Annotated in this window: 22 protein-coding genes and 4 pseudogenes; 9 read left to right on the top strand and 17 right to left on the bottom strand. The window is 39.5% G+C overall.

Annotation, left to right across the window (positions count from 1 at the left end; all coding sequences use genetic code 11):
• Window positions 1-3 precede the first annotated feature (3 nt).
• The 8 genes from ruvA to PVV68_RS02150 all read right to left on the bottom strand — a co-directional run bounded on the left by ruvA (window position 4) and on the right by PVV68_RS02150 (window position 3,822).
• A complete protein-coding gene (gene ruvA, locus PVV68_RS02115) occupies window positions 4-621 on the bottom strand; it encodes a Holliday junction branch migration protein RuvA (RefSeq protein ID WP_273721389.1) in 618 nt (205 codons plus the stop codon).
• Between the two features lie 31 nt (window positions 622-652).
• A complete protein-coding gene (locus tag PVV68_RS02120) occupies window positions 653-823 on the bottom strand; it encodes a hypothetical protein (RefSeq protein WP_273721387.1) in 171 nt (56 codons plus the stop codon).
• Window positions 820-990, bottom strand: a complete 171-nt coding sequence (locus PVV68_RS02125; protein WP_273721385.1) for a hypothetical protein — start codon at window positions 988-990, stop codon at window positions 820-822. Before PVV68_RS02125 ends, PVV68_RS02120 begins: the two co-directional genes overlap by 4 nt.
• Entirely contained in the window at window positions 987-1,157 is a 171-nt protein-coding gene (locus PVV68_RS10685; RefSeq protein WP_404978430.1) for a hypothetical protein, read from the bottom strand. Before PVV68_RS10685 ends, PVV68_RS02125 begins: the two co-directional genes overlap by 4 nt.
• Window positions 1,154-1,324 carry a hypothetical protein gene (locus PVV68_RS02135; RefSeq protein ID WP_273721382.1) on the bottom strand — a complete coding sequence of 57 codons (171 nt, stop codon included), beginning with the start codon at window positions 1,322-1,324 and terminating at the stop codon, window positions 1,154-1,156. Before PVV68_RS02135 ends, PVV68_RS10685 begins: the two co-directional genes overlap by 4 nt.
• The gene (gene ruvC / locus PVV68_RS02140; RefSeq protein WP_273721380.1) at window positions 1,321-1,830 is read right to left on the bottom strand and encodes a crossover junction endodeoxyribonuclease RuvC; all 510 of its coding nucleotides are present in this window, start codon (window positions 1,828-1,830) and stop codon (window positions 1,321-1,323) included. The genes PVV68_RS02135 and ruvC overlap by 4 nt, the downstream gene beginning before the upstream one ends.
• A 162-nt stretch (window positions 1,831-1,992) precedes the next feature.
• Window positions 1,993-2,511: a DUF1465 family protein gene (locus PVV68_RS02145; RefSeq protein ID WP_273721378.1), complete on the bottom strand. Its 519-nt coding sequence runs from the start codon at window positions 2,509-2,511 to the stop codon at window positions 1,993-1,995.
• A gap of 168 nt (window positions 2,512-2,679) precedes the next feature.
• Entirely contained in the window at window positions 2,680-3,822 is a 1,143-nt protein-coding gene (locus PVV68_RS02150) for an OpgC family protein (RefSeq protein ID WP_273721415.1), read from the bottom strand.
• 118 nt (window positions 3,823-3,940) lie between these two features.
• Between PVV68_RS02150 and PVV68_RS02155 the strand changes: the two genes are divergently transcribed.
• The 5 genes from PVV68_RS02155 (at window position 3,941) to PVV68_RS02175 (ending at window position 7,532) form a co-directional block, all read left to right on the top strand.
• Window positions 3,941-4,594, top strand: coding sequence for a thiamine phosphate synthase (locus PVV68_RS02155; protein ID WP_273782611.1), 654 nt, complete (start codon window positions 3,941-3,943; stop codon window positions 4,592-4,594).
• A gap of 333 nt (window positions 4,595-4,927) precedes the next feature.
• A complete protein-coding gene (locus PVV68_RS02160) occupies window positions 4,928-5,680 on the top strand; it encodes a TIR domain-containing protein (RefSeq protein ID WP_273782613.1) in 753 nt (250 codons plus the stop codon).
• Window positions 5,681-6,054: 374 nt separating this feature from the next.
• On the top strand, window positions 6,055-6,321 hold the full coding sequence (locus PVV68_RS02165) for a hypothetical protein (protein WP_273782615.1): 267 nt from the start codon (window positions 6,055-6,057) through the stop codon (window positions 6,319-6,321).
• Window positions 6,322-6,377: 56 nt separating this feature from the next.
• On the top strand, window positions 6,378-6,779 hold the full coding sequence (locus tag PVV68_RS02170; RefSeq protein ID WP_273782617.1) for a helix-turn-helix domain-containing protein: 402 nt from the start codon (window positions 6,378-6,380) through the stop codon (window positions 6,777-6,779).
• A 375-nt stretch (window positions 6,780-7,154) separates the two neighbouring features.
• Window positions 7,155-7,532: a helix-turn-helix domain-containing protein gene (locus PVV68_RS02175; RefSeq protein ID WP_273782618.1), complete on the top strand. Its 378-nt coding sequence runs from the start codon at window positions 7,155-7,157 to the stop codon at window positions 7,530-7,532.
• A 246-nt stretch (window positions 7,533-7,778) separates the two neighbouring features.
• Here the strand turns inward: PVV68_RS02175 and PVV68_RS02180 are convergent, their stop codons facing one another.
• From PVV68_RS02180 to PVV68_RS02210, 7 genes and pseudogenes are all read right to left on the bottom strand, one after another.
• Window positions 7,779-8,843: a tetratricopeptide repeat protein gene (locus PVV68_RS02180; protein ID WP_273720661.1), complete on the bottom strand. Its 1,065-nt coding sequence runs from the start codon at window positions 8,841-8,843 to the stop codon at window positions 7,779-7,781.
• Window positions 8,844-9,193: 350 nt separating this feature from the next.
• Window positions 9,194-9,472 (bottom strand): annotated as a pseudogene (locus tag PVV68_RS10620) (HigA family addiction module antitoxin).
• Between the two features lie 466 nt (window positions 9,473-9,938).
• A complete protein-coding gene (locus tag PVV68_RS02190; RefSeq protein WP_273782622.1) occupies window positions 9,939-10,340 on the bottom strand; it encodes a hypothetical protein in 402 nt (133 codons plus the stop codon).
• A 307-nt stretch (window positions 10,341-10,647) separates the two neighbouring features.
• Window positions 10,648-11,061: a helix-turn-helix domain-containing protein gene (locus PVV68_RS02195; RefSeq protein WP_273782624.1), complete on the bottom strand. Its 414-nt coding sequence runs from the start codon at window positions 11,059-11,061 to the stop codon at window positions 10,648-10,650.
• A gap of 364 nt (window positions 11,062-11,425) precedes the next feature.
• The gene (locus tag PVV68_RS02200) at window positions 11,426-11,836 is read right to left on the bottom strand and encodes a helix-turn-helix domain-containing protein (protein ID WP_273782625.1); all 411 of its coding nucleotides are present in this window, start codon (window positions 11,834-11,836) and stop codon (window positions 11,426-11,428) included.
• Window positions 11,837-12,199: 363 nt separating this feature from the next.
• Window positions 12,200-12,611, bottom strand: a pseudogene (locus tag PVV68_RS02205) (helix-turn-helix domain-containing protein).
• A 119-nt stretch (window positions 12,612-12,730) separates the two neighbouring features.
• Entirely contained in the window at window positions 12,731-12,931 is a 201-nt protein-coding gene (locus PVV68_RS02210; RefSeq protein WP_273720658.1) for a hypothetical protein, read from the bottom strand.
• A gap of 717 nt (window positions 12,932-13,648) precedes the next feature.
• Here PVV68_RS02210 and efp point away from each other — a divergent pair.
• From efp to PVV68_RS10690, 4 genes and pseudogenes are all read left to right on the top strand, one after another.
• Entirely contained in the window at window positions 13,649-14,224 is a 576-nt protein-coding gene (gene efp / locus PVV68_RS02215; protein WP_273720657.1) for an elongation factor P, read from the top strand.
• An 11-nt stretch (window positions 14,225-14,235) separates the two neighbouring features.
• A complete protein-coding gene (locus tag PVV68_RS02220) occupies window positions 14,236-15,027 on the top strand; it encodes an inositol monophosphatase family protein (RefSeq protein ID WP_273720656.1) in 792 nt (263 codons plus the stop codon).
• Between the two features lie 86 nt (window positions 15,028-15,113).
• Window positions 15,114-15,355 (top strand): annotated as a pseudogene (locus PVV68_RS02225) (inositol monophosphatase family protein); the annotation flags it as partial.
• Window positions 15,356-15,405: 50 nt separating this feature from the next.
• A pseudogene (locus PVV68_RS10690) lies at window positions 15,406-15,736 on the top strand (inositol monophosphatase family protein); the annotation flags it as partial.
• A 503-nt stretch (window positions 15,737-16,239) separates the two neighbouring features.
• Here PVV68_RS10690 and PVV68_RS02235 read toward each other — a convergent pair.
• Complete coding sequence (locus PVV68_RS02235; protein ID WP_273782626.1) at window positions 16,240-17,481, bottom strand: hypothetical protein; 1,242 nt, start codon at window positions 17,479-17,481, stop codon at window positions 16,240-16,242.
• A gap of 239 nt (window positions 17,482-17,720) precedes the next feature.
• A complete protein-coding gene (locus PVV68_RS02240; RefSeq protein ID WP_273720653.1) occupies window positions 17,721-17,918 on the bottom strand; it encodes a hypothetical protein in 198 nt (65 codons plus the stop codon).
• Window positions 17,919-18,251: the final 333 nt, after the last annotated feature.

The following is an 18,251-nucleotide window of genomic DNA, read 5'->3' on the forward strand; positions in this document are numbered from 1 at the left end:
TACTCAAGTAGGAGAAGAAAGCAATTTGAGACTATGGCGTATAAGCAGTGCTGAAGAAATGTTTTCCCCCTCAAGAGCCTTCATCGCTAAAGCAAGCGCCCGTGCTGCTTGATCACGCTCAAAACCAAGCTTGATCAAAGCAGCAAGCGCCTCATTTGTTGGTTGATGGGTCTCTTCCAGATGAGGACGCGAAACATTATGGAATGCTTTTTCATGAAAGGGAAGAGCTTTACTTTTTAGTTCGCGGACAATCCTTTCACTGACTTTTTTACCAACGCCTGGAGCACGACTGATCATTGCCACATCATTTAAGGCAATCGCCTGCGCCAGTTCATCTGGTGACAAAGTCCCCAAAATTGCCAAGGCAACTTTAGCTCCCACGCCAGGAACATTTTGCAGCATACAGAACCATTCTTGTTCAACTCTTGTCGCAAAACCAAACAGGCGAATGGCTTCTTCACGCACATGGGTTTCAATAAAAAGGCTTAACGCCTCCCCCACAGCTGGTAAAGAAGCACGCAGCCGATTTGAGACAAAAACCACATAGCCCACCCCATGAACATCAACAAGAATATGATCATCAAAAATATGTTCAAGGATACCTTTTAATTTGCCAATCATGCTGTAAGTCCGATCATATAGCCAACCCTCATCATATCACAATCTTTGCATGATGAGAGACATGAGCACTCTTATGAAGCACAAGCCAGCACAGAGCAAGCACATCCGCCGCGTCACTGCAGGCAAATTCAGCCAAGATCCACAACACCACCATCTTAGCATAATAAACAAAGATGCGTTGAAAAAGGCTCTTGTCCATCATGCCATCACCCTTGCACGATGAGAGATACTGCTGCGGTGCACACTCAGGCACAAAGCAAGAGCAAGCACATCCGCCGCATCACTGCAGGCAAATTCAGCCAAGATCCACAACACCAACATCTTAGCATAATAAACAAAGATGCGTTGAAAAAGGCTCTTGTCCATCATGCCATCACCCTTGCACGATGAGAGATGCTGGTGCGGTGCACACTCAGGCACAGAGCAAGAGCAAGGGCATCCGCCGCATCACTGCTGTCAAATTCAGCCAAGATCCACAACACCACCATCTTAGCATAATAAACAAAGATGCGTTGAAAAAGGCTCTTGTCCATCATGCCATCACCCTTGCACGATGAGAGATGCTGGTGCGGTGCACACTCAGGCACAGAGCAAGAGCAAGGGCATCAGCCGCATCACTGCTATCAAATTCAGCCAAGATCCACAACACCACCATCTTAGCATAATAAACAAAGATGCGTTGAAAAAGGCTCTTACTCATCATGCCATCACCCTTGCACGATGAGAGATGCTGGTGCGGTGCATACTATGGCACAGAGCAAGAGCAAGGGCATCAGCCGCATCACTGCTATCAAATTCAGCCCGTGGCAGCAAAACTTTTACCATCATATGAATTTGTTCTTTATCACCATGCCCAACACCAATAACGGATTTTTTGACTTTATTTGGAGCATATTCAAAAACAGGAAGCTTTGCTTGTGCTGGAACAAGCAAAGCAACAGCACGCGCTTGACCAAGTTTTAAAGTTGCCGTAGCATCTTTATTGACAAACACATGTTCCACGGCAGCTTCATGGGGCATGAATTGATGCACAATCTCTGAAAGTCCGTTGTGAAGCTGGCAAAGTCTGGAGGCAAGATCACATCGCACATCAGAAGAAACTGTCCCTGCTGCAACGAATTGAAAGCGATTACCGGAGAGATCGATAACACCCCACCCTGTCCGCCGTAATCCTGGATCAATGCCTATAATACGAATCGTCTCTGCCATGCTCCCCAGCCTATACACTTTTACGGTGCTTTAAAAGAGGTGAGAGAGCAAAGAAAAACAAAGGCAACCAAAACGCATACTTAAAGCAAAGCACTTTCTCCCCATATGCCTCAAAACAGCAAAGAGAACACCAAATGAAAAAGCACTACATGGCAAAATTTACTAAGAACGGCCAAATACAGTCTTCAGCAATTCGATTTGTTTGCCCACTGGGTTCTCTTCTTGCAATCCATCGGTAGAGCCGTCTTCTTTGCCAATGCGCATATATTGCATACGTGCTTCTAGCCGCAGTGAACGGTCGACAAAACCGCGGAATACTTCTGGCAGCTCGTGCCAATCAGCATTTTCCAATTGCAATGTTGGTGTATGAAGCGATACTTTAGCGATTTCTTTTTGTATTTGTTCTGGTGACATTTCTCCTTCGCGCTCAGCACGAAGAAGCAGGAGTTGAGAAGCAATTTGCATAAGCCGTGTACTTAAATACATAGCTTCTTTGGCATACATCGCAGAAATCTCTGTTGAAAGAGCACGTGCTGCTAATTTTCCTTCGGTGTCAATATAAATTGCTGTTTCTTCAATGAGCCTCATGGTCTCTTCATAGAGACGATTAAAAGCACTTTCAAAAGCATCATGCTCAATCATGATAATGGGTTCATCATAGGGACGTTTATGTGCACTCACGCTTTTATACTCCAAATATCAGCACAAAAATCATGCTACTCAACGAAAAGAGAAGGAAAAAGTTTCTTTTGTTGCTGTATAGAATGCATTTTTTAAATCTGACTACCTCTTTTTAAACTTTTACGCAACGCGCTTCTTATTCTAAGGTTAACGCGTTATAAGAAAGCGTTACAAACGGATGAGTTCCCCTGAAGAAAACCGTTGAAGAGCTCGACGTTTTTCACAATAATAAGCCACCCCAAATTGCAGCGCAATGCCGCTTATAATCAAGAGAGTATCGGAAAAAACCGTTCCCGTCATCATTGTTTTTAAAATTTGTCCAAACATAGCAAAAACAGTTCCGCTTACAAAGACAGGAAGGCTGTGTTTTCCTAAAATTGCTAAGGGGTGTTTTTTGGAGACATAAAACCAATTATGCAAACGGGGCCAACAAAGGATAAGAGTTGCAAGTGCCACAATATGAAAGAGACGTGGTAAGCTTAAAAAGGTTTTATTAAAATTAAGCAAGGGGGAAGACCAACCAAGCCAGCCCAAAACACCCCACCAATTGAAACGCACCCATAACAATGAAAGCACAAGATACAAAACTGCCAAAACAACGAACACGGGCTGAAAAGCGATGTTTTTTCCTTGTTTGAGAGATAAAGTGGTTGTCAAGCCTATAATAAACAACAGTTGCCAAGATAAGGGACTTAAAAACCATTTTCCCTCTATGGGGTAAGAAGGTGGCGCAATTTCATAAAATCCACAAATGAGATAGAGCATGAACGAGCCTAAAAGCAGTAAGCCTTTATGTTTACAGCTCCAATAAAGGGCAAGAGGCGCAAACAGCATAAGAATGATGTAAAGCGGTAAAATATTATTATATCCCAATTGATGCCCAAAGCTTAAGGTACTTAAAAATGCCGTAAGCGGTTGTGTGAAAAAGAGCCCCACATTATTCATGGTTAAGAGTTTTTCTGACCTACAGAGTAAAAAAGCACCAACAAAAAGGCTTAAAGTTACAAATGTGGTAAAAAGATATGCTCCATAAAGCTGCAAAGCTCTGTACCAAAGTTTGCGTACAATGAAAATAAAAGGCTTGTGCTGTAAACGTGCATGAAAACTGAGCCCAAGAGAAACGCCTGAAAGCAAAACAAATGCTTCTGCTGAATCAGAAAAACCGAAGTTTCTATGGGTAATAGCCTCATAGAGCGTTCCAGGAATATGATTGATAAAAATCGTTAACAAAGCTAAAGAACGAAACACATCAATGCGTGTATCACGTTGAACAGGATGCATCTTATGGTTCAAAATATTTTTGTATCCCATAAATGGACTCCCATCAGTCATAAAAGTAACCTTTTAATATAACAAAGAACATTTATAAGATGAAGTTTTAATTTTTAAGCGTTAAATTCCTTATATATTAAAAAAACAAGGATTTTGTATGACAAAACAAAAAGATAAACGAATTGATTCCCCCTTTTTTGCTCAATTGATTTTGACATTAGATGTTCGGCGCACTTTTACCCCCGCTTTTTTACAGCAAATTTTGGCAACAAAATCTTTTGTAAGTGTCATTGTTTATGACTCTGAAGGGGATGAAGCTTTTTTACAAAAACAAGCCCAAACTTATGCGCAAGATATTCAAAACAATGGCGCAGCCCTTCTCATTGCTGGCGAATATCGCATTGCTGAACGAGTAAAGGCTGATGGTTTTCATAGAGAAGGTGATCTTAACGCTCTTGAACAGTTACATGATCAGAAAAAAGCACAAAAGATCATTGGTTTTGGCAATATCCGTAATCGCCATAGTGCGATGGTAGCTGGAGAAGCCGGTGTTGATTATCTATTCTTTGGCAAACTCGGCGCTGATAAAAAGCCGCATGCCCACCCGCGCAATTTGCAACTGGCAGGATGGTGGGCAGAAATCATGGAAATCCCCGCCATTATTCAAGCAGGAAGCGATTTTTCAACCTTTGATGAGGTTCTAAAGACCACCTGTGAATTTATCGCCGTGGAAGAAGCCCTTTTTACCCATGACAATCCCTTGCAACTTCTTAAAAAAATGCAAGAAAAATGTGCAAGCGTACCCTTGTAATAGGGGAAGAGAATTCGTAAATAAAGCGTTAACAAAAATCCACACACGCACCGCCGCTCTATGACCTAGAGAGAACACACGATGACAGATATAAGGGGATAAAAATGCGTTTTGCTCACCTCAAAACTCAATAAAACTGCTTAATAATGCAATTAAATAAGATAAAAAATCTAGCATCTTTTTTCACATAATATATTCGAAAGAAAAATCATCAAACTTTCTAGTTCAATGTCTTATAAAAAGAAGCCATGACGATTGCGGGGGAAATTATCATTATTCATATTGGTCATGAATACCAACAACGAATGATAGAGATATGAAGGGGACATAAAAATGGAATACAGAGGGACGTTTGAAGACCTTCAAAACATGATTCACAAGTGTGGATATCAAATCAGAGAAACCAAACCTATACAAAATGCATCCAAGAAATCAGCGCATCAAATCAGAACCTCTGATGGAGGTATCATTAATTGGTATGAAAGCACAGGAACACTTTACGTTCAAGGCAAAGATCAAGCAGCAAAAAAGCTACAAGAAGCTTTAACTCCATATCTAGCAGAAACATCAACGACTCCTTCTCCACAGATTTCTTCCAATATCGCACAAGCACCTTCCCCAAAAATTTTTATCGTTCATGGTCATGATCATGTTGCCCTAGAGCAAGTTAGGCTAGTTCTTTACGATCTTGGCCTCGAACCATACATCTTACCTATCAATAATGGTTTAACTATCATTGAAGCTTTGGAAAAAGAAATCTGTGAGACAACCCGTTCTACAAAATTCGGTATTGTACTGCTTACTCCTGATGACATGGGCTATGTTAAAACTGCCGGTGAAAAAACAGCCCAACCCCGTGCGCGCCAAAATGTCATTCTCGAAATGGGTATGTTAATCTCTGTGCTTACACGAAAAAATGTCGCTATTCTCATAAAACAACATGTTGAAATCCCTTCAGATGCTCAGGGAATTATATACATTCCTTTTAATGACCACGTAAAAGAAACAGTTCCTCAACTTGCTGGTCGACTGATAGACGCTGGATTCACCATAGATCCAAAGAAACTTGCCCTTGCATCACGTTAAATTTGCATAATGTTTATCTTTCCTTTTTAGAGCACACGCCGTTCGCTTATCATCTTCTTGAGCAAACAAGATCCATGAGCAAAACAGCGAAGCTATTTCGAAAATTCTAGAGGCTCTCCTTTTTTCATTTTTTGATCAAACGCCTCCCACACCACAAAACTGTCATCATTTTTATTGCCAATATGCTAAAAATATATTTTAATCCCACAAGCAACAATCAAGAGAGATTTAAAATTTCTAAATCCGAGCATAAAAAGAAAACAACTCTGCGAACATCTTTGGGATTCCGGGAGATTTTGCACTGTCCAAGTGCTTACCAGCACTAAAAGCAAAATGCTGACTAGGGTTCAGTTCTTTCAACTCCCGGAATACCAATGCGAGGGCGCTCGCAACCGGCAGAGGGAATAACCACAAACCAGAAATCCTCAGAACAACATTCTCATTGGCAAAAATTGCTTCAAGAGCTGTCGTCATTCTTATTGCCAATCCTCTCAAATTACTTTATGAATCGAGAGGTGTTTTGGTCGCATACGCAACGACCAATAGAGTGTTGGAAGCTCGAAAACTCAAACATGGAAATTGATCCTGCTTTGCAGGTGTCCCGGGATTCCGGGGGCTTTTGTTATGTCCAAGTGCCATAGGTACTAAAAGCAAAAGACTGATTTGAGTTCAGTGCTTCCAACCTCCCGGAATAACAATGCGAGGGCGCTCGCAACCGGTGGGAGGGGAAATGCAAAGTAAAAATCCTCAGAACAACATTCTTATTGGCAAAAAAATTCGCTTCAGACGAAACATGCTGAAAATGTCTCAAAAACACTTAGGGCAGTCTTTAGGAGTAAGCTTCCAGCAAATTCAAAAATATGAAACAGGATTAAATCGTGTTGGAGCTGGGCGTTTAAAGGAAATTGCTGATATCTTAAATGTTTCTATAGCCTTTTTTTACGCAGATCTCTTCACAAAACAACACCCACCCACTCATCATGATGAAGTTGCATCGAGCAGAGAAGAATATCTGCTTTTAAAAAATTTTAGAGTCCTCGCTAAAGTAAAACAAAAAGCAATTTTACAATTAATCTCTGAACCAAATGAAAACTTTTAAAATCATGCGGCCCCCCACAGGCTTTGTTTATCAGCATACAGCGTATTAAAAAAAGCATCCCTTTAAATGCTGATTGAATGAATAGCATGCCGCCTTTTATCTAAAGAAAAGCTGTGTTCATTCTTATTGTAAATTTCCTGAAATTACTTTATGAATCGAGAGGTGTTTTGGTCGCATACGCAACGACCAAAAGGGATTCAAAACCCCTAAATCCGAGCGTAAAAATGAACCCGCTTTGCGGATATCCCGGAATTCCGGGAGATTTTGCTATGTCCAAGTGCTTACCAGCACTAAAAGCAAAATGCTGACTAGGGTTCAGTTCTTTCAACTCCCGGAATACCAACGCGAGGGCGCTCGCAACCGGTGGGAGGGGAAATGCAAAGTAAAAATCCTTATAACGACAAATTCATTGATAAATTCATTGGCAAAAAAATTCGCTTCAGACGAAACATGCTGAAAATGTCTCAAAAACACTTAGGGCAGTCTTTAGGAGTAAGTTTCCAACAAATTCAAAAGTATGAAAAAGGCTCAAACCGTGTAAGCGCTGGACGTTTAAAGGAAATTGCTGATATCTTAAATGTTTCTATAGCCTTTTTTTACGCTGATCTCTTCACACAACAACACCCACCCACTCATCATGATGAAGTTGCATCGAGCAGAGAAGAATATCTGCTTTTAAAAAATTTTAGAGTCCTCGCTAAAGTAAAACAAAAAGCAATTTTACAATTAATCTCTAACCAGAATGAAACCTAAAGAAAGAATGCGATACGCTCTATTTCTCCGCATGCATGGGTGTTTTAAAAAATTCCCTTCTTCATGTAGATGCCTTCTGATTGCAATGAAAAGCACACCACTTTTCATGCATCATTTCCAAACCTAGTGCTGGCATTCTTGCTTGTTGTGCCAGCATATACCATGTCGTTGCCATGACCATATCGGCTTTTGTGTTCGTGCTATTTTGGTAAGGCTTTTCTCGATAAAGCTTGATAGGTTTGTGTTTTAAAAAATAACTAGGAGATTTTCTGCTTCTTTGCGTGCTTTTTCCAGCTGTTTATCGTCCATTCCTTCAAGCATCATTTCAAGATCAGGTGCTTGTATTTTTGCTCGCTGTGCCAGCATATACCATGCCGCTGCCATGATCATATCGGCTTTTGTGCCTATGCCGTCTCGATAAAGTCTGGCAAGGGAAACTTGTGCTGGCGCGATCATCTTGCTGGCGTTGCTGAAAAGCAAATGAAAAGCACGTTGAAAATCTGTTTCTCCTCCACGACCCTGTACAAGCCATTGGGCCAACAGAATTTGTGCTGAAGTATGGTTGTTTTGCGCCGCAACTTCCATGAGTTTGCGTGCATTGCGCTCATCCTTTGGGCGCGTTAAAGTTCCCAGAGAAAGAATTTTTGCCGCAGCAAAAGAAGCTTCAGGATCGCCAAGAGCTGCACCTTTTAAGAACCATTTGAGCGCTTGCTCTATCGCTTCATTTTCACGACTTGGTGTGCTAACACCGGAAAGAATTTGCTTTTCGCGAGCAGCTTTATAAAGAAGCAGTTCTCCATAATAAAAATAGGCTTGCTCGACACCAGCATCTGCCGCTTTGCGAATAAATTCCTCACCAAGTTCTTGGTTTTGTGAAATAAAATTACCATCAAATAACATAAGCCCATAACGCAATTGTGCCTGTGGCTCACCTTGTTTTGCTGCACGTCCAAACCACAAAGCGGCGCGTGCACCGTCAATAGGAACAGCACATCCTTCCATGTAAATTCGAGCAACCAGAGTTTGGGCAAAGGGATCATTTTGTTCAGCGCGCCGGAGTGCTTCACGAAAAGCTTTCAGATAATAGCCTTGGATATAATAGTCATAGGCTTGATCATATTCTCCAACTTGCAAAGGTTGAAAAGATTTGTCAGTATTTGAATTTGTTTGAATCGTATTTAAAGAGCGTTCAAGATTTGAAGATTCTTCAGCCATTCTCGTAGAATTTGCATCAGTGATGGCATTTGCAAAGCAAATCATTATCAGAGTGGAGAGCGCTACGTTTTTTTTTATCATGCCTTGCTTTATCATGAATGCTCCTCCCCCATCAATAAGAAGAAATTTTTACATTTTTCTTTCATCATTTCAAGCAGGAACACAGGGTTATCCCTGTGAAAAAAACATAAAGATACATCTGGCTTTATCACCTTATCAAGGGATGTAAAATTGCTTTGCCTTTGAATAAAGGGAAGGCTTTTATCATCTTTGTTTGTTGCTGTGTTCATTGAATAAGGCGTAAGAAGATAAAATGGCATTCTTTTATACCCAAATAGCCGATAGAAAACGCTAATAATAGAAGAAATTAAAAAACTTCAAAAAAATGAGGGCAATGGGCAGTAGCTAAAACACAAAGCAAAGCACCAGCAAAATTATGAACGAAATCAAAGCGGCATTTGAAGTATATCAGAAACCAGAGGAGAAATAGGTGGTTGTATCTGTTGTATTGTTTGCATATCCAACCAAAATTTCGCTTTACTAAAACCAGCTCATTCTTATTTAACTGCAAGCTCAATACTCATAGAAGCATGTCCGTTAAGCACTCTTAAGAGAGAAGCTCTTGTCATATGGAGATGATCCGCTAACTTTTGTATTGTTATCCCCATTTCTTGCAAGAAAGTGACTTTTAGAACTTCGCCCGGATGTGCGGGGTTATGCATCATTTGTTTTCGTTCCTTTCATGAATGGTGGTCTTGATAATCAACAAGCTCCACATCTGTTCTTATAAAACGAAAAGTAAAACACCCATTTCCATTCAGCTCTATAGAATAATATCTGTTCACCTTTAAGAGGATACATTTTGAAAGCCAAGTGCTCTCAACATTTCAAAGGTAGTAACACTTGTTAAAGCCGTTAAGATAACACACAATTGTCATTCGCACGTCTTGTTGTATACTATTACTATACGGTCAATAAAAATAAGATAAAACATCATACTGGCAAATCTGGTTACATATTTGGATAAAATGATTAAAAATAGGCTATGAAACGGTTTGGGATAGACAGAAAAATTTATCCATTCTGACTAGAAATGAGGGTTATTATGAAGGCGCAAATCCCTTTACCTTTCACAAGAGCTTTTAAGTTTTTGCGTCTCAAATATAGAAAATGTCTACATTAAATAGCGAGTTATTTATTCTTATAAATATGTAGATAATAACTTGGTTCTCCAGCCCACTCATACTGAAGAACAGAAATTATACGTCCATCATTCTTTGGTGTGAGTGTGTAAAACAAATTTACACCCATGTTTTGTTGCTTTTGAGGTTGATCTGTATAGATCACATTATATCCATTCTGTCGCAACAGATTGATAAATAAAGGCGTAAAGTTGTCTGCTGTATTATTTTTCTTTATAATAACTGTGCTTGTAGCTGATGGTAAAGGTTTTTTGATAACGTGAACATAATCATTAGCAATGAATTTGGCAGTATTCTTCGTAATACCTTGACCGACATAATTTGATGAAAGACCTACAGATGCGCAACCCGCCGCCAACACAAGCGGTGATAGCAATAAATATTTTAACATCTTTAATTCCCCCCTTCATTTTTACTTTCTCTTAGGAAGTTCTCACACAAGAAAGAAAAGCAACTTTTCTATAATTGTACTACCACATATCGGTATCCAATTAAGCGTTAAGTCATCAATTTTTACACGTTGTTTAAAAAAACTTCCATCATTTCCATAGCATTTAAAGCTTATGCTTAACATACAAAATAAAATGATGCGTTAGGTGATACTCTAAATTGACCAAATAAACTTTTAAGCACTCCGAGGCTACCTTTAAGAATACGCATGATTGCAGATGCACAAAGCTTGTGGAGCGTGTATGATGCTAAAAGCTTTCATTTGGTTCAGACAGCAGCTGTAAAATCGCTCTTTGTTTTATCGTAGTGAGAACACGAAATCTTTTCAAAAGCAGATATTCTTCTCTGCTCGATGCAACTTCATCATGATGGGTTGGGGTGTGTTGTTTTGTGAAGAGATCTGCGTAAAAAAAGGCTATAGAAACATTTAAGATATCAGCAATTTTCTTTAAACGTCCAGCGCTTACACGGTTTGAGCCTTTTTCATACTTTTGAATTTGTTGGAAACTTACTCCTAAAGACTGCCCTAAGTGTTTTTGAGACATTTTCAGCATGTTTCGTCTAAAGCGAATTTTTTTGCCAATGAATTTGTCATTGAAAATGTCGTTATAAGAATTTTTACTTTGCATTTCCCCTCCCACCGGTTGCGAGCGCCCTCGCATTGGTATTCCGGGAGTTTGAAAGCACTGAGCTTAATCAGCCTTTTGCTTTTAGTGCTGTAACAGCACCTGGACATAGCAAAAGCTCCCGGAATCCGGGAGATACCCACAAAGTGGGTTTATTTTATGTATTAAGCTTTCGGGCTTTCAAATCCCTATTGGTCGCTGCGTATACGACCAAAACATCTTTTGATTCATAAAGTAATTTGAAATTATTTACAATAAAAATGACGACAGTGTTTCTTAACATATCATTTTTTAAGGTGAGTAGTGGTGTGCTTTTCATGCAATTAAAAAGCCTCATATTGAGAGAGGCTTTTAAAAATACGCATGCATGCGGAGAAACAGAGCGTATAAAATCCTCTCTTTAGATCTCATTCTGATCAGAGATTAATTGCAAAATTGCTCTTTGTTTTACTTTAGCGAGGACTCTAAAATTTTTTAAAAGCAGATATTCTTCTCTGCTCGATGCAACTTCATCATGATGAGTGGGAGTATGTTGTTGTGTGAAGAGATCAGCGTAAAAAAAGGCTATAGGAACATTTAAGATATCAGCAATTTCCTTTAAACGCCCAGCTCCAACACGATTTAATCCTGTTTCATATTTTTGAATTTGCTGGAAGCTTACTCCTAAAGACTGTCCTAATTGTTTTTGAGATATTTTCAGCATGTTTCGTCTGAAGCGAATTTTTTTGCCAACGAATTTATCAATGAATTTGTCGTTATAAGGATTTTTACTTTGCATTTCCCCTCCCACCGGTTGCGAGCGCCCTCGCATTGTTATTCCGGGAGGTTGGAAGCACTGAACTCAAATCAGTCTTTTGCTTTTAGTACCTATGGCACTTGGACATAACAAAAGCCCCCGGAATCCCGGGACACCTGCAAAGCAGGATCAATTTCCATGTTTGAGTTTTCGAGCTTCCAACACTCTATTGGTCGTTGCGTATGCGACCAAAACACCTCTCGATTCATAAAGTAATTTCAGGAAATTTACAATAAGAATGACGACAGTGTTTCTTAACATATCATTTTTTAAGGTGAGTAGTGGTGTGCTTTTCATGCAATTAAAAAGCCTCATATTGAGAGAGGCTTTTAAAAACACCCATGCATGCGGAGAAACAGAGCGTATCACATTCTTTCTTTAGGTTTCATTCTGATCAGAGATTAATTGCAAAATTGCTCTTTGTTTTACTTTAGCAAGGACTCTAAAATTTTTTAAAAGCAGATATTCTTCTCTGCTCGATGCAACTTCATCATGATGAGTGGGAGTATGTTGTTGTGTAAAGAGATCAGCGTAAAAAAAAGGCAATGGGAACATTTAAGATATCAGCAATTTCCTTTAAACGCCCAGCTCCAACACGATTTAATCCTGTTTCATATTTTTGAATTTGCTGGAAGCTTACTCCTAAAGACTGCCCTAAGTGTTTTTGAGACATTTTCAGCATGTTTCGTCTGAAGCGAATTTTTTTGCCAACGAATTTATCAATGAATTTGTCGTTATGAAGATTTTTACTTTGCATTTCCCCTCCCACCGGTTGCGAGCGCCCTCGCATTGGTATTCCGGGAGTTAAAAGCACTGAACTCAAATCAGCATTTTGCTTTTAGTGCTGGTAAGCACTTGGACATAGCAAAATCTCCCGGAATCCCGGGATACCCGCAAAGCGGATTCATTTTATGTTTGAGTTTTCAGGCTTTTAATCCCTATTGATCGCCGCGTATGCGACCAAAACACCTTTTGATTCATAAAGTAATTTGAGAGGATTGGCAATAAAAATGACGACAGCTCTTGAAGCAATTTTTTGCCAATAAGAATGTTGTTCTGAGGATTTTTACTTTGCATTTCCCCTCCCACCGGTTGCGAGCGCCCTCGCATTGGTATTCCGGGAGTAACAAGTACTGAACCCTAGTCAGCATTTTGCTTTTAGTGCTGTTAAGCACTTGGACATAGCAAAATCTCCCGGAATCCCGGGACACCCGCAAAGCGGGTTCATTTTTACGCTAGGGTTTAGGGCTTGTTGTCCCTCTTGGTCGTTGCGTATGCGACCAAAACATCTCTCGATTCATAAAGTAATTTCAGGAAATTTACAATAAGAATGACGACAGCTTTACTGTATGAAAGATCATAACAATATACAATGGGAAAAAACACGCAAAGACGCAACAAAACCCCCTTCTGTTTTCAAAAAATAATATCCTTGTGCTCCCAAGAGATAAATTTTCATCCCCCCTGTAAAATCTCCATAAGAATCCCCATAACAATTTTTATGCAAAAATCTTTGTGTAAATTTTTAAAAGGCTTGCGTCTTGGCATTTTTTATGATCTTGCAAAGAGTTGAAAAGCTCTTTTTTGCGGCACTTATCTAGGCTTTTCTCTCAGAGTGTAAAAAAGTCTACCGCAAAGACAAGCAAAGAGCTTACCGCAAAGACAAGCAAAGAGCTTACCGCAAAGATGACGAGATGAGCCTACCGCAAAGATAACAAGGAGGCTCACCCTAAAAACAACATGAGAGCTCGCTGCCAAAACAACGAGGGAAAGAGCCATAAAAACAAAAGAGAGCTCTTTTTACAGGCATAGAATTGGATAGAGACGATGAAAATTAATGGCAATGAAATTCGCCCTGGTAATGTAATTGAGCATCAAGGCAGCCTATGGGTTGCTGTGAAATGCAACGCCGTAAAACCAGGCAAGGGTGGTGCATTTAATCAAGTTGAAATGAAAAACCTCATTGATGGCACAAAGCTCAATGAGCGCTTTCGTGCTGCTGAAACGGTTGAGCGCGTACGCCTTGAACAAAAGGATTTTACCTTTCTTTATCAACAAGGTGATGCTCTCATTTTTATGGATTCAGAATCTTATGAACAGCTTGAATTACAAAAGGATTTTGTTGGTGAGCGCGCTGCTTTTCTCCAAGATGGGATGACTGTCACAGTTGAACTTTATCAAGAAAAGCCCATTGGCATATCGCTTCCCGATCAAGTTGTGGTGACGATTGCTGAAGCTGACCCCGCCATCAAAGGGCAAACGGTCACATCCTCTTATAAACCGGCCATTCTTGAAAATGGTATTCGCATTCTTGTCCCTCCCTTTATTAATGCCGGTGAACGTGTCATTGTCGATACCAACGAATTAACTTATTTGCGTCGTGCAAATGAAAAGGATAAATAAAGGAATATAACATGGCACATTCTGCAATCATGAATGTCATGGTGCAAGCCGCAATGAAAGCAGGGCGCTCGCTGGTGCGTGATTATGGAGAGGTACAAAATTTGCAAGTGTCTTTGAAGGGACCAGCAGATTATGTAAGTCAAGCAGATCGTAAAGCAGAAAAAATTATTTTTAATGAATTAAGCAAAGCGCGCCCCAAATTTGGTTTTCTGATGGAAGAGTCTGAGGAAATCATTGGCGAAGATTCACAACACCGTTTTATCGTTGATCCTCTGGATGGTACGACAAATTTTCTCCATGGCATTCCTTTTTTTGCTGTTTCCATTGCTTTAGAGAGTCAAGGAAAAATCGTTGCTGGTGTCATTTATAATCCGGTAAGTGATGAACTCTTTACTGCTGAACGTGGTGGTGGTGCTTTTTTTAATGACCGGCGTTGTCGCGTTTCTGCACGGCGCAAGTTAGAAGATTGTGTCATTGCCACAGGCATGCCCCATTTGGGGCGCAAAGGTCATGGGACCTATCTCATTGAACTGCGCAATGTGATGGCAGAGGTTTCTGGACTTCGCCGTTTTGGCGCTGCTGCTCTTGATTTAGCTTATGTCGCTTCTGGTCGAACCGATGGCTATTGGGAAGACAATTTACAAATTTGGGATATAGCTGCTGGAATATTAATGGTCCGCGAAGCCGGTGGTTTTGTCACCGATAAGGAAGGTGGCAACGATATCTTTCGCAAAAAAAATATCCTTGCTGGCAATGAACTTATTCGCACCAAACTAGAGAGAGTCCTCAAAAAAGGCATTTAAACCTCAAAAGAGAATAATATGCCATTACCATGGGCACCCCCGTTTCTGTTGCCAAGATCATAGGAACTCTCTCATTGCAGTCTTGCAATGTGATGAAAGTTTCTGGACTTCGCCGTTTTGGCGCTGCTGCTCTTGATTGAGCTTATGTCACTAGCCACCAAGAAGAACCGATGGCTATTGGGAAAACAATTTACAAATTTGGCATATGGCTGCTGGAATATTAATGGTCCGCCAAATCGGTGGTTTTGTCACCGATAAGGAAGGTGGCAACGATATCTTTCGCAAAAAAAATATCCTTGCTGGCAATGAACTTATTCGCACCAAATGAGAGAGAATTCTCAAAAAAGGTATTTAAACCTCAAAAGAGAATAATATGCCATTACCATGGGCACCCCTATTTTTGGTCGCCCAAGCCACACAACCTCTCTCATTGCATTCTTGCAATGTAATGAAAGTTTCTGGACTTCGCCGTTTTGGCGCTGCTGCTCTTGATTGTGCTTATGTCACTAGCCACCAAGAAGAACCGATGGCTATTGGGAAAACAATTTACAAATTTGGCATATAGCTGCTGGAATATGAATGGTCCGCCAAATCGGTGGTTTTATCACCGATAAGGAAGGTTGCAACGATATCTTTCGCAAAAAATATCCTTGCTGGCAATGAATACAACCCCACCAAGCTAGAGAGAATTCTCAAAAAAGGTATTTAAACCTTATAGCCTTAACACTGTATTTAAAAAGTCCACAGAGCTTAAAACGCCCCTTAGAATCCAAAAAACAATGTGAAGAAGGGGTTTCAACTTTCTTTACAGAAACGATAGGAAATAACGCATGAGACAGTAACAAAAAACTATCAGTAACAATCAATGCCCCATAAACTTCAAAAGATGTAATGGACAGCTTAGCAAATATTATTAATCCTGCTTTTTCCTCCATTCACCTACAAAAAAACTATAAGACAAAAAGTACCATCACAACAAAATGCTCTCACAAGCAACAGCCACAGCCAAGGTAAAAAGCCTCCCCTACCCCTTATATTCTCTTGATACTACGCAAAAAGAAAAAGATTGGCTCCAAACGCCTCTCCTCTTTGCTAAGAGCTGTCACATATGCCTCTCATTGCTTTTCACTGTTTTTTACCACTGCACAGGATAGAGATCCCAGCAAATTCATTGATTCATACAATACTCCCCCCATCCCCTTCATTTAATCGTTATTTCAGATAACTTATAAAATGCTCACAAGATTGATCGTAATTCAAATATTTATTTGCGAGAATTGCTGATTGTATTTCATTCTTAAACCGTTTTTTTTCTTTATCAATAGCCGCTTGCAATGCTTGCACCTTCTTATCACCAAAGATAATTTTTAATTTCTTTTTTGAATTTTCTATTGTGATAAGCATCTCCCAAAAAATCATCCGGTTATCACATGTCTCATTTGATGACCTCATCCATGCTTCAGCACCTAATTTGTAAGCTTCTTCAAATGTTGGCATCTCTTCAGAAATACTAAGTCCTTTTTTCTCTTCTTTATCTCTCTTTCTATAAACCTGTATTGCCCATTCAACCGTAGAGTAAAAACAACCTTTATCAAAGGCAATATATCCTTCTTTCACCGTATCAATAAGCATCTTATAGTAAATAAAAGTTTCTCTTGCTGCCTTATAATCACTAGAAATATCATACAATAATGAGAGAAGCCCCTTTTTACAAACGTATAGCATCTCAGAATCCCCCAGCATATGATACCAGTACGGCAGTATCTTTTCTAGCGTTTCATATTCTGTATATTTAGGTAGGTCTTGATAATAGATTCCCCTAGATGCTAAATCGTCATAGCATCCTGAAGCCTTATCTTTTTGTTGCTGTTCATATTCAGCTGTAATCATATCATCAATCATATATAACCACCAATGAAACAACAGCATTGTAGGCTTATAGCGTTTTTTTTTCGTCAAAGGATCCACAAACTTTCGCAATTTAATGCCATTCTGTTTCATTAATCGCACGACTTTACGATAATTTTTCTTAAAAAGTGGACGCCTCATTACTTCATTTACTCTTTCAATCTGCTCAACAGTAAATTCCACTTTCAACGCCTGTTTATAAAGAAAAAATGTATCTGCATATCCTTGAGCACAGATATCTTTCACCACCATCGGATGCTGTTGTTCGCTCATTTGAGAAAAGTGCCCAGGATTTTTTATCTCCAATATACTCCTTTCCCATTGCCTTACTCCCTCATCCCATTGTCTAATCCACTCTTTCGGTATTCTTCGCGTTTTTTGAAAAAGCCTTTGCTCTCCCTGTGCAAGAATATTTTGATATATCGCGCACTCTCGATATTTTAGCTGCAGTAATTTCTCACGATGATTTGCTAACCAAAGGCTATAGATTATGCTCGCTGCTATGATTATTCCTACTATAACTATGAAAGTATTGTGATCACCCATTCTTGCTCTCTTTTATCCTCACCAACATTGAATACAGCTCGCTTACCAATTTCTCGATATTGTATCATTATGTGTATATCCGATTCATGGGAATCTATATATTAATATACAAAATAGAGATGTTTACATTGGCAAGACGCAGCAATTTGTATTTCACTATACTGCTTTATGCACTCTCAAAAAGCCTTTGTTCTGCTTGTGCAATAGTCTTTTTATATATCTTGCATAATTTCTTATTCTTATGATTTGCGACTACCAATATTAAGATTCCACCACCACCACACCCCTATCGCTATGGCGATTAAAATCATAACGCTTAATCCTAAAACCCTATATTTCTTCTTCCCACGAATGAACTTAATTATAGCTATTATGGCAATCATTTCCTCTACTATGAAACTAATTACCTCTTTTACTTCTTTTATCTCTTCAAGCATTCTTGCTCTCTTTTATCCTCACCGACATTGAGTACAGCTCCCTTACCGATTCCTCGATATTGTATCATTATGTGTATATCTGCTTTGAGAAGCACTACATATTTTATTTTAATAAAAATAATACACAAAATATAGCTTATTGCATTGGTAATATACAACAATTCGTATTTAATTATACTGCTATCATGCTTTATGCACTCTAAAAAAGCCTTATAAGCCCTCAAAAGGCATAATCCATAAAATAGGGAGCAAAGAACTAAACATCTTAACACAACAAAACATGCTGCCTGCTCTGTTCACCCTGTTGAGTCACATCAACAAAAAGCATTTATT

The organism is Bartonella sp. ML69XJBT (genome assembly GCF_028618515.1).
GTDB lineage: Bacteria > Pseudomonadota > Alphaproteobacteria > Rhizobiales > Rhizobiaceae > Bartonella.

Bases quoted from the DNA above. Each gene is read 5' to 3' on its own strand.
- PVV68_RS02150 (WP_273721415.1), bottom strand. From the start codon at position 3,822: ATGGGATACAAAAATATTTTGAACCATAAGATGCATCCTGTTCAACGT.
- PVV68_RS02220 (WP_273720656.1), top strand. From the start codon at position 14,236: ATGGCACATTCTGCAATCATGAATGTCATGGTGCAAGCCGCAATGAAA.
- efp (WP_273720657.1), top strand. From the start codon at position 13,649: ATGAAAATTAATGGCAATGAAATTCGCCCTGGTAATGTAATTGAGCAT.
- PVV68_RS02240 (WP_273720653.1), bottom strand. From the start codon at position 17,918: ATGCTTGAAGAGATAAAAGAAGTAAAAGAGGTAATTAGTTTCATAGTA.
- PVV68_RS02125 (WP_273721385.1), bottom strand. From the start codon at position 990: ATGATGGACAAGAGCCTTTTTCAACGCATCTTTGTTTATTATGCTAAG.
- PVV68_RS02155 (WP_273782611.1), top strand. From the start codon at position 3,941: ATGACAAAACAAAAAGATAAACGAATTGATTCCCCCTTTTTTGCTCAA.
- PVV68_RS02160 (WP_273782613.1), top strand. From the start codon at position 4,928: ATGGAATACAGAGGGACGTTTGAAGACCTTCAAAACATGATTCACAAG.
- PVV68_RS02190 (WP_273782622.1), bottom strand. From the start codon at position 10,340: ATGTTAAAATATTTATTGCTATCACCGCTTGTGTTGGCGGCGGGTTGC.
- PVV68_RS02180 (WP_273720661.1), bottom strand. From the start codon at position 8,843: ATGATAAAGCAAGGCATGATAAAAAAAAACGTAGCGCTCTCCACTCTG.
- PVV68_RS10685 (WP_404978430.1), bottom strand. From the start codon at position 1,157: ATGATGGACAAGAGCCTTTTTCAACGCATCTTTGTTTATTATGCTAAG.
- PVV68_RS02210 (WP_273720658.1), bottom strand. From the start codon at position 12,931: ATGCGAGGGCGCTCGCAACCGGTGGGAGGGGAAATGCAAAGTAAAAAT.
- PVV68_RS02165 (WP_273782615.1), top strand. From the start codon at position 6,055: ATGCGAGGGCGCTCGCAACCGGCAGAGGGAATAACCACAAACCAGAAA.
- ruvA (WP_273721389.1), bottom strand. From the start codon at position 621: ATGATTGGCAAATTAAAAGGTATCCTTGAACATATTTTTGATGATCAT.
- PVV68_RS02235 (WP_273782626.1), bottom strand. From the start codon at position 17,481: ATGGGTGATCACAATACTTTCATAGTTATAGTAGGAATAATCATAGCA.
- PVV68_RS02120 (WP_273721387.1), bottom strand. From the start codon at position 823: ATGATGGACAAGAGCCTTTTTCAACGCATCTTTGTTTATTATGCTAAG.
- ruvC (WP_273721380.1), bottom strand. From the start codon at position 1,830: ATGGCAGAGACGATTCGTATTATAGGCATTGATCCAGGATTACGGCGG.
- PVV68_RS02200 (WP_273782625.1), bottom strand. From the start codon at position 11,836: ATGCGAGGGCGCTCGCAACCGGTGGGAGGGGAAATGCAAAGTAAAAAT.
- PVV68_RS02175 (WP_273782618.1), top strand. From the start codon at position 7,155: ATGCAAAGTAAAAATCCTTATAACGACAAATTCATTGATAAATTCATT.
- PVV68_RS02170 (WP_273782617.1), top strand. From the start codon at position 6,378: ATGCGAGGGCGCTCGCAACCGGTGGGAGGGGAAATGCAAAGTAAAAAT.
- PVV68_RS02195 (WP_273782624.1), bottom strand. From the start codon at position 11,061: ATGCGAGGGCGCTCGCAACCGGTGGGAGGGGAAATGCAAAGTAAAAAT.
- PVV68_RS02135 (WP_273721382.1), bottom strand. From the start codon at position 1,324: ATGATGAGTAAGAGCCTTTTTCAACGCATCTTTGTTTATTATGCTAAG.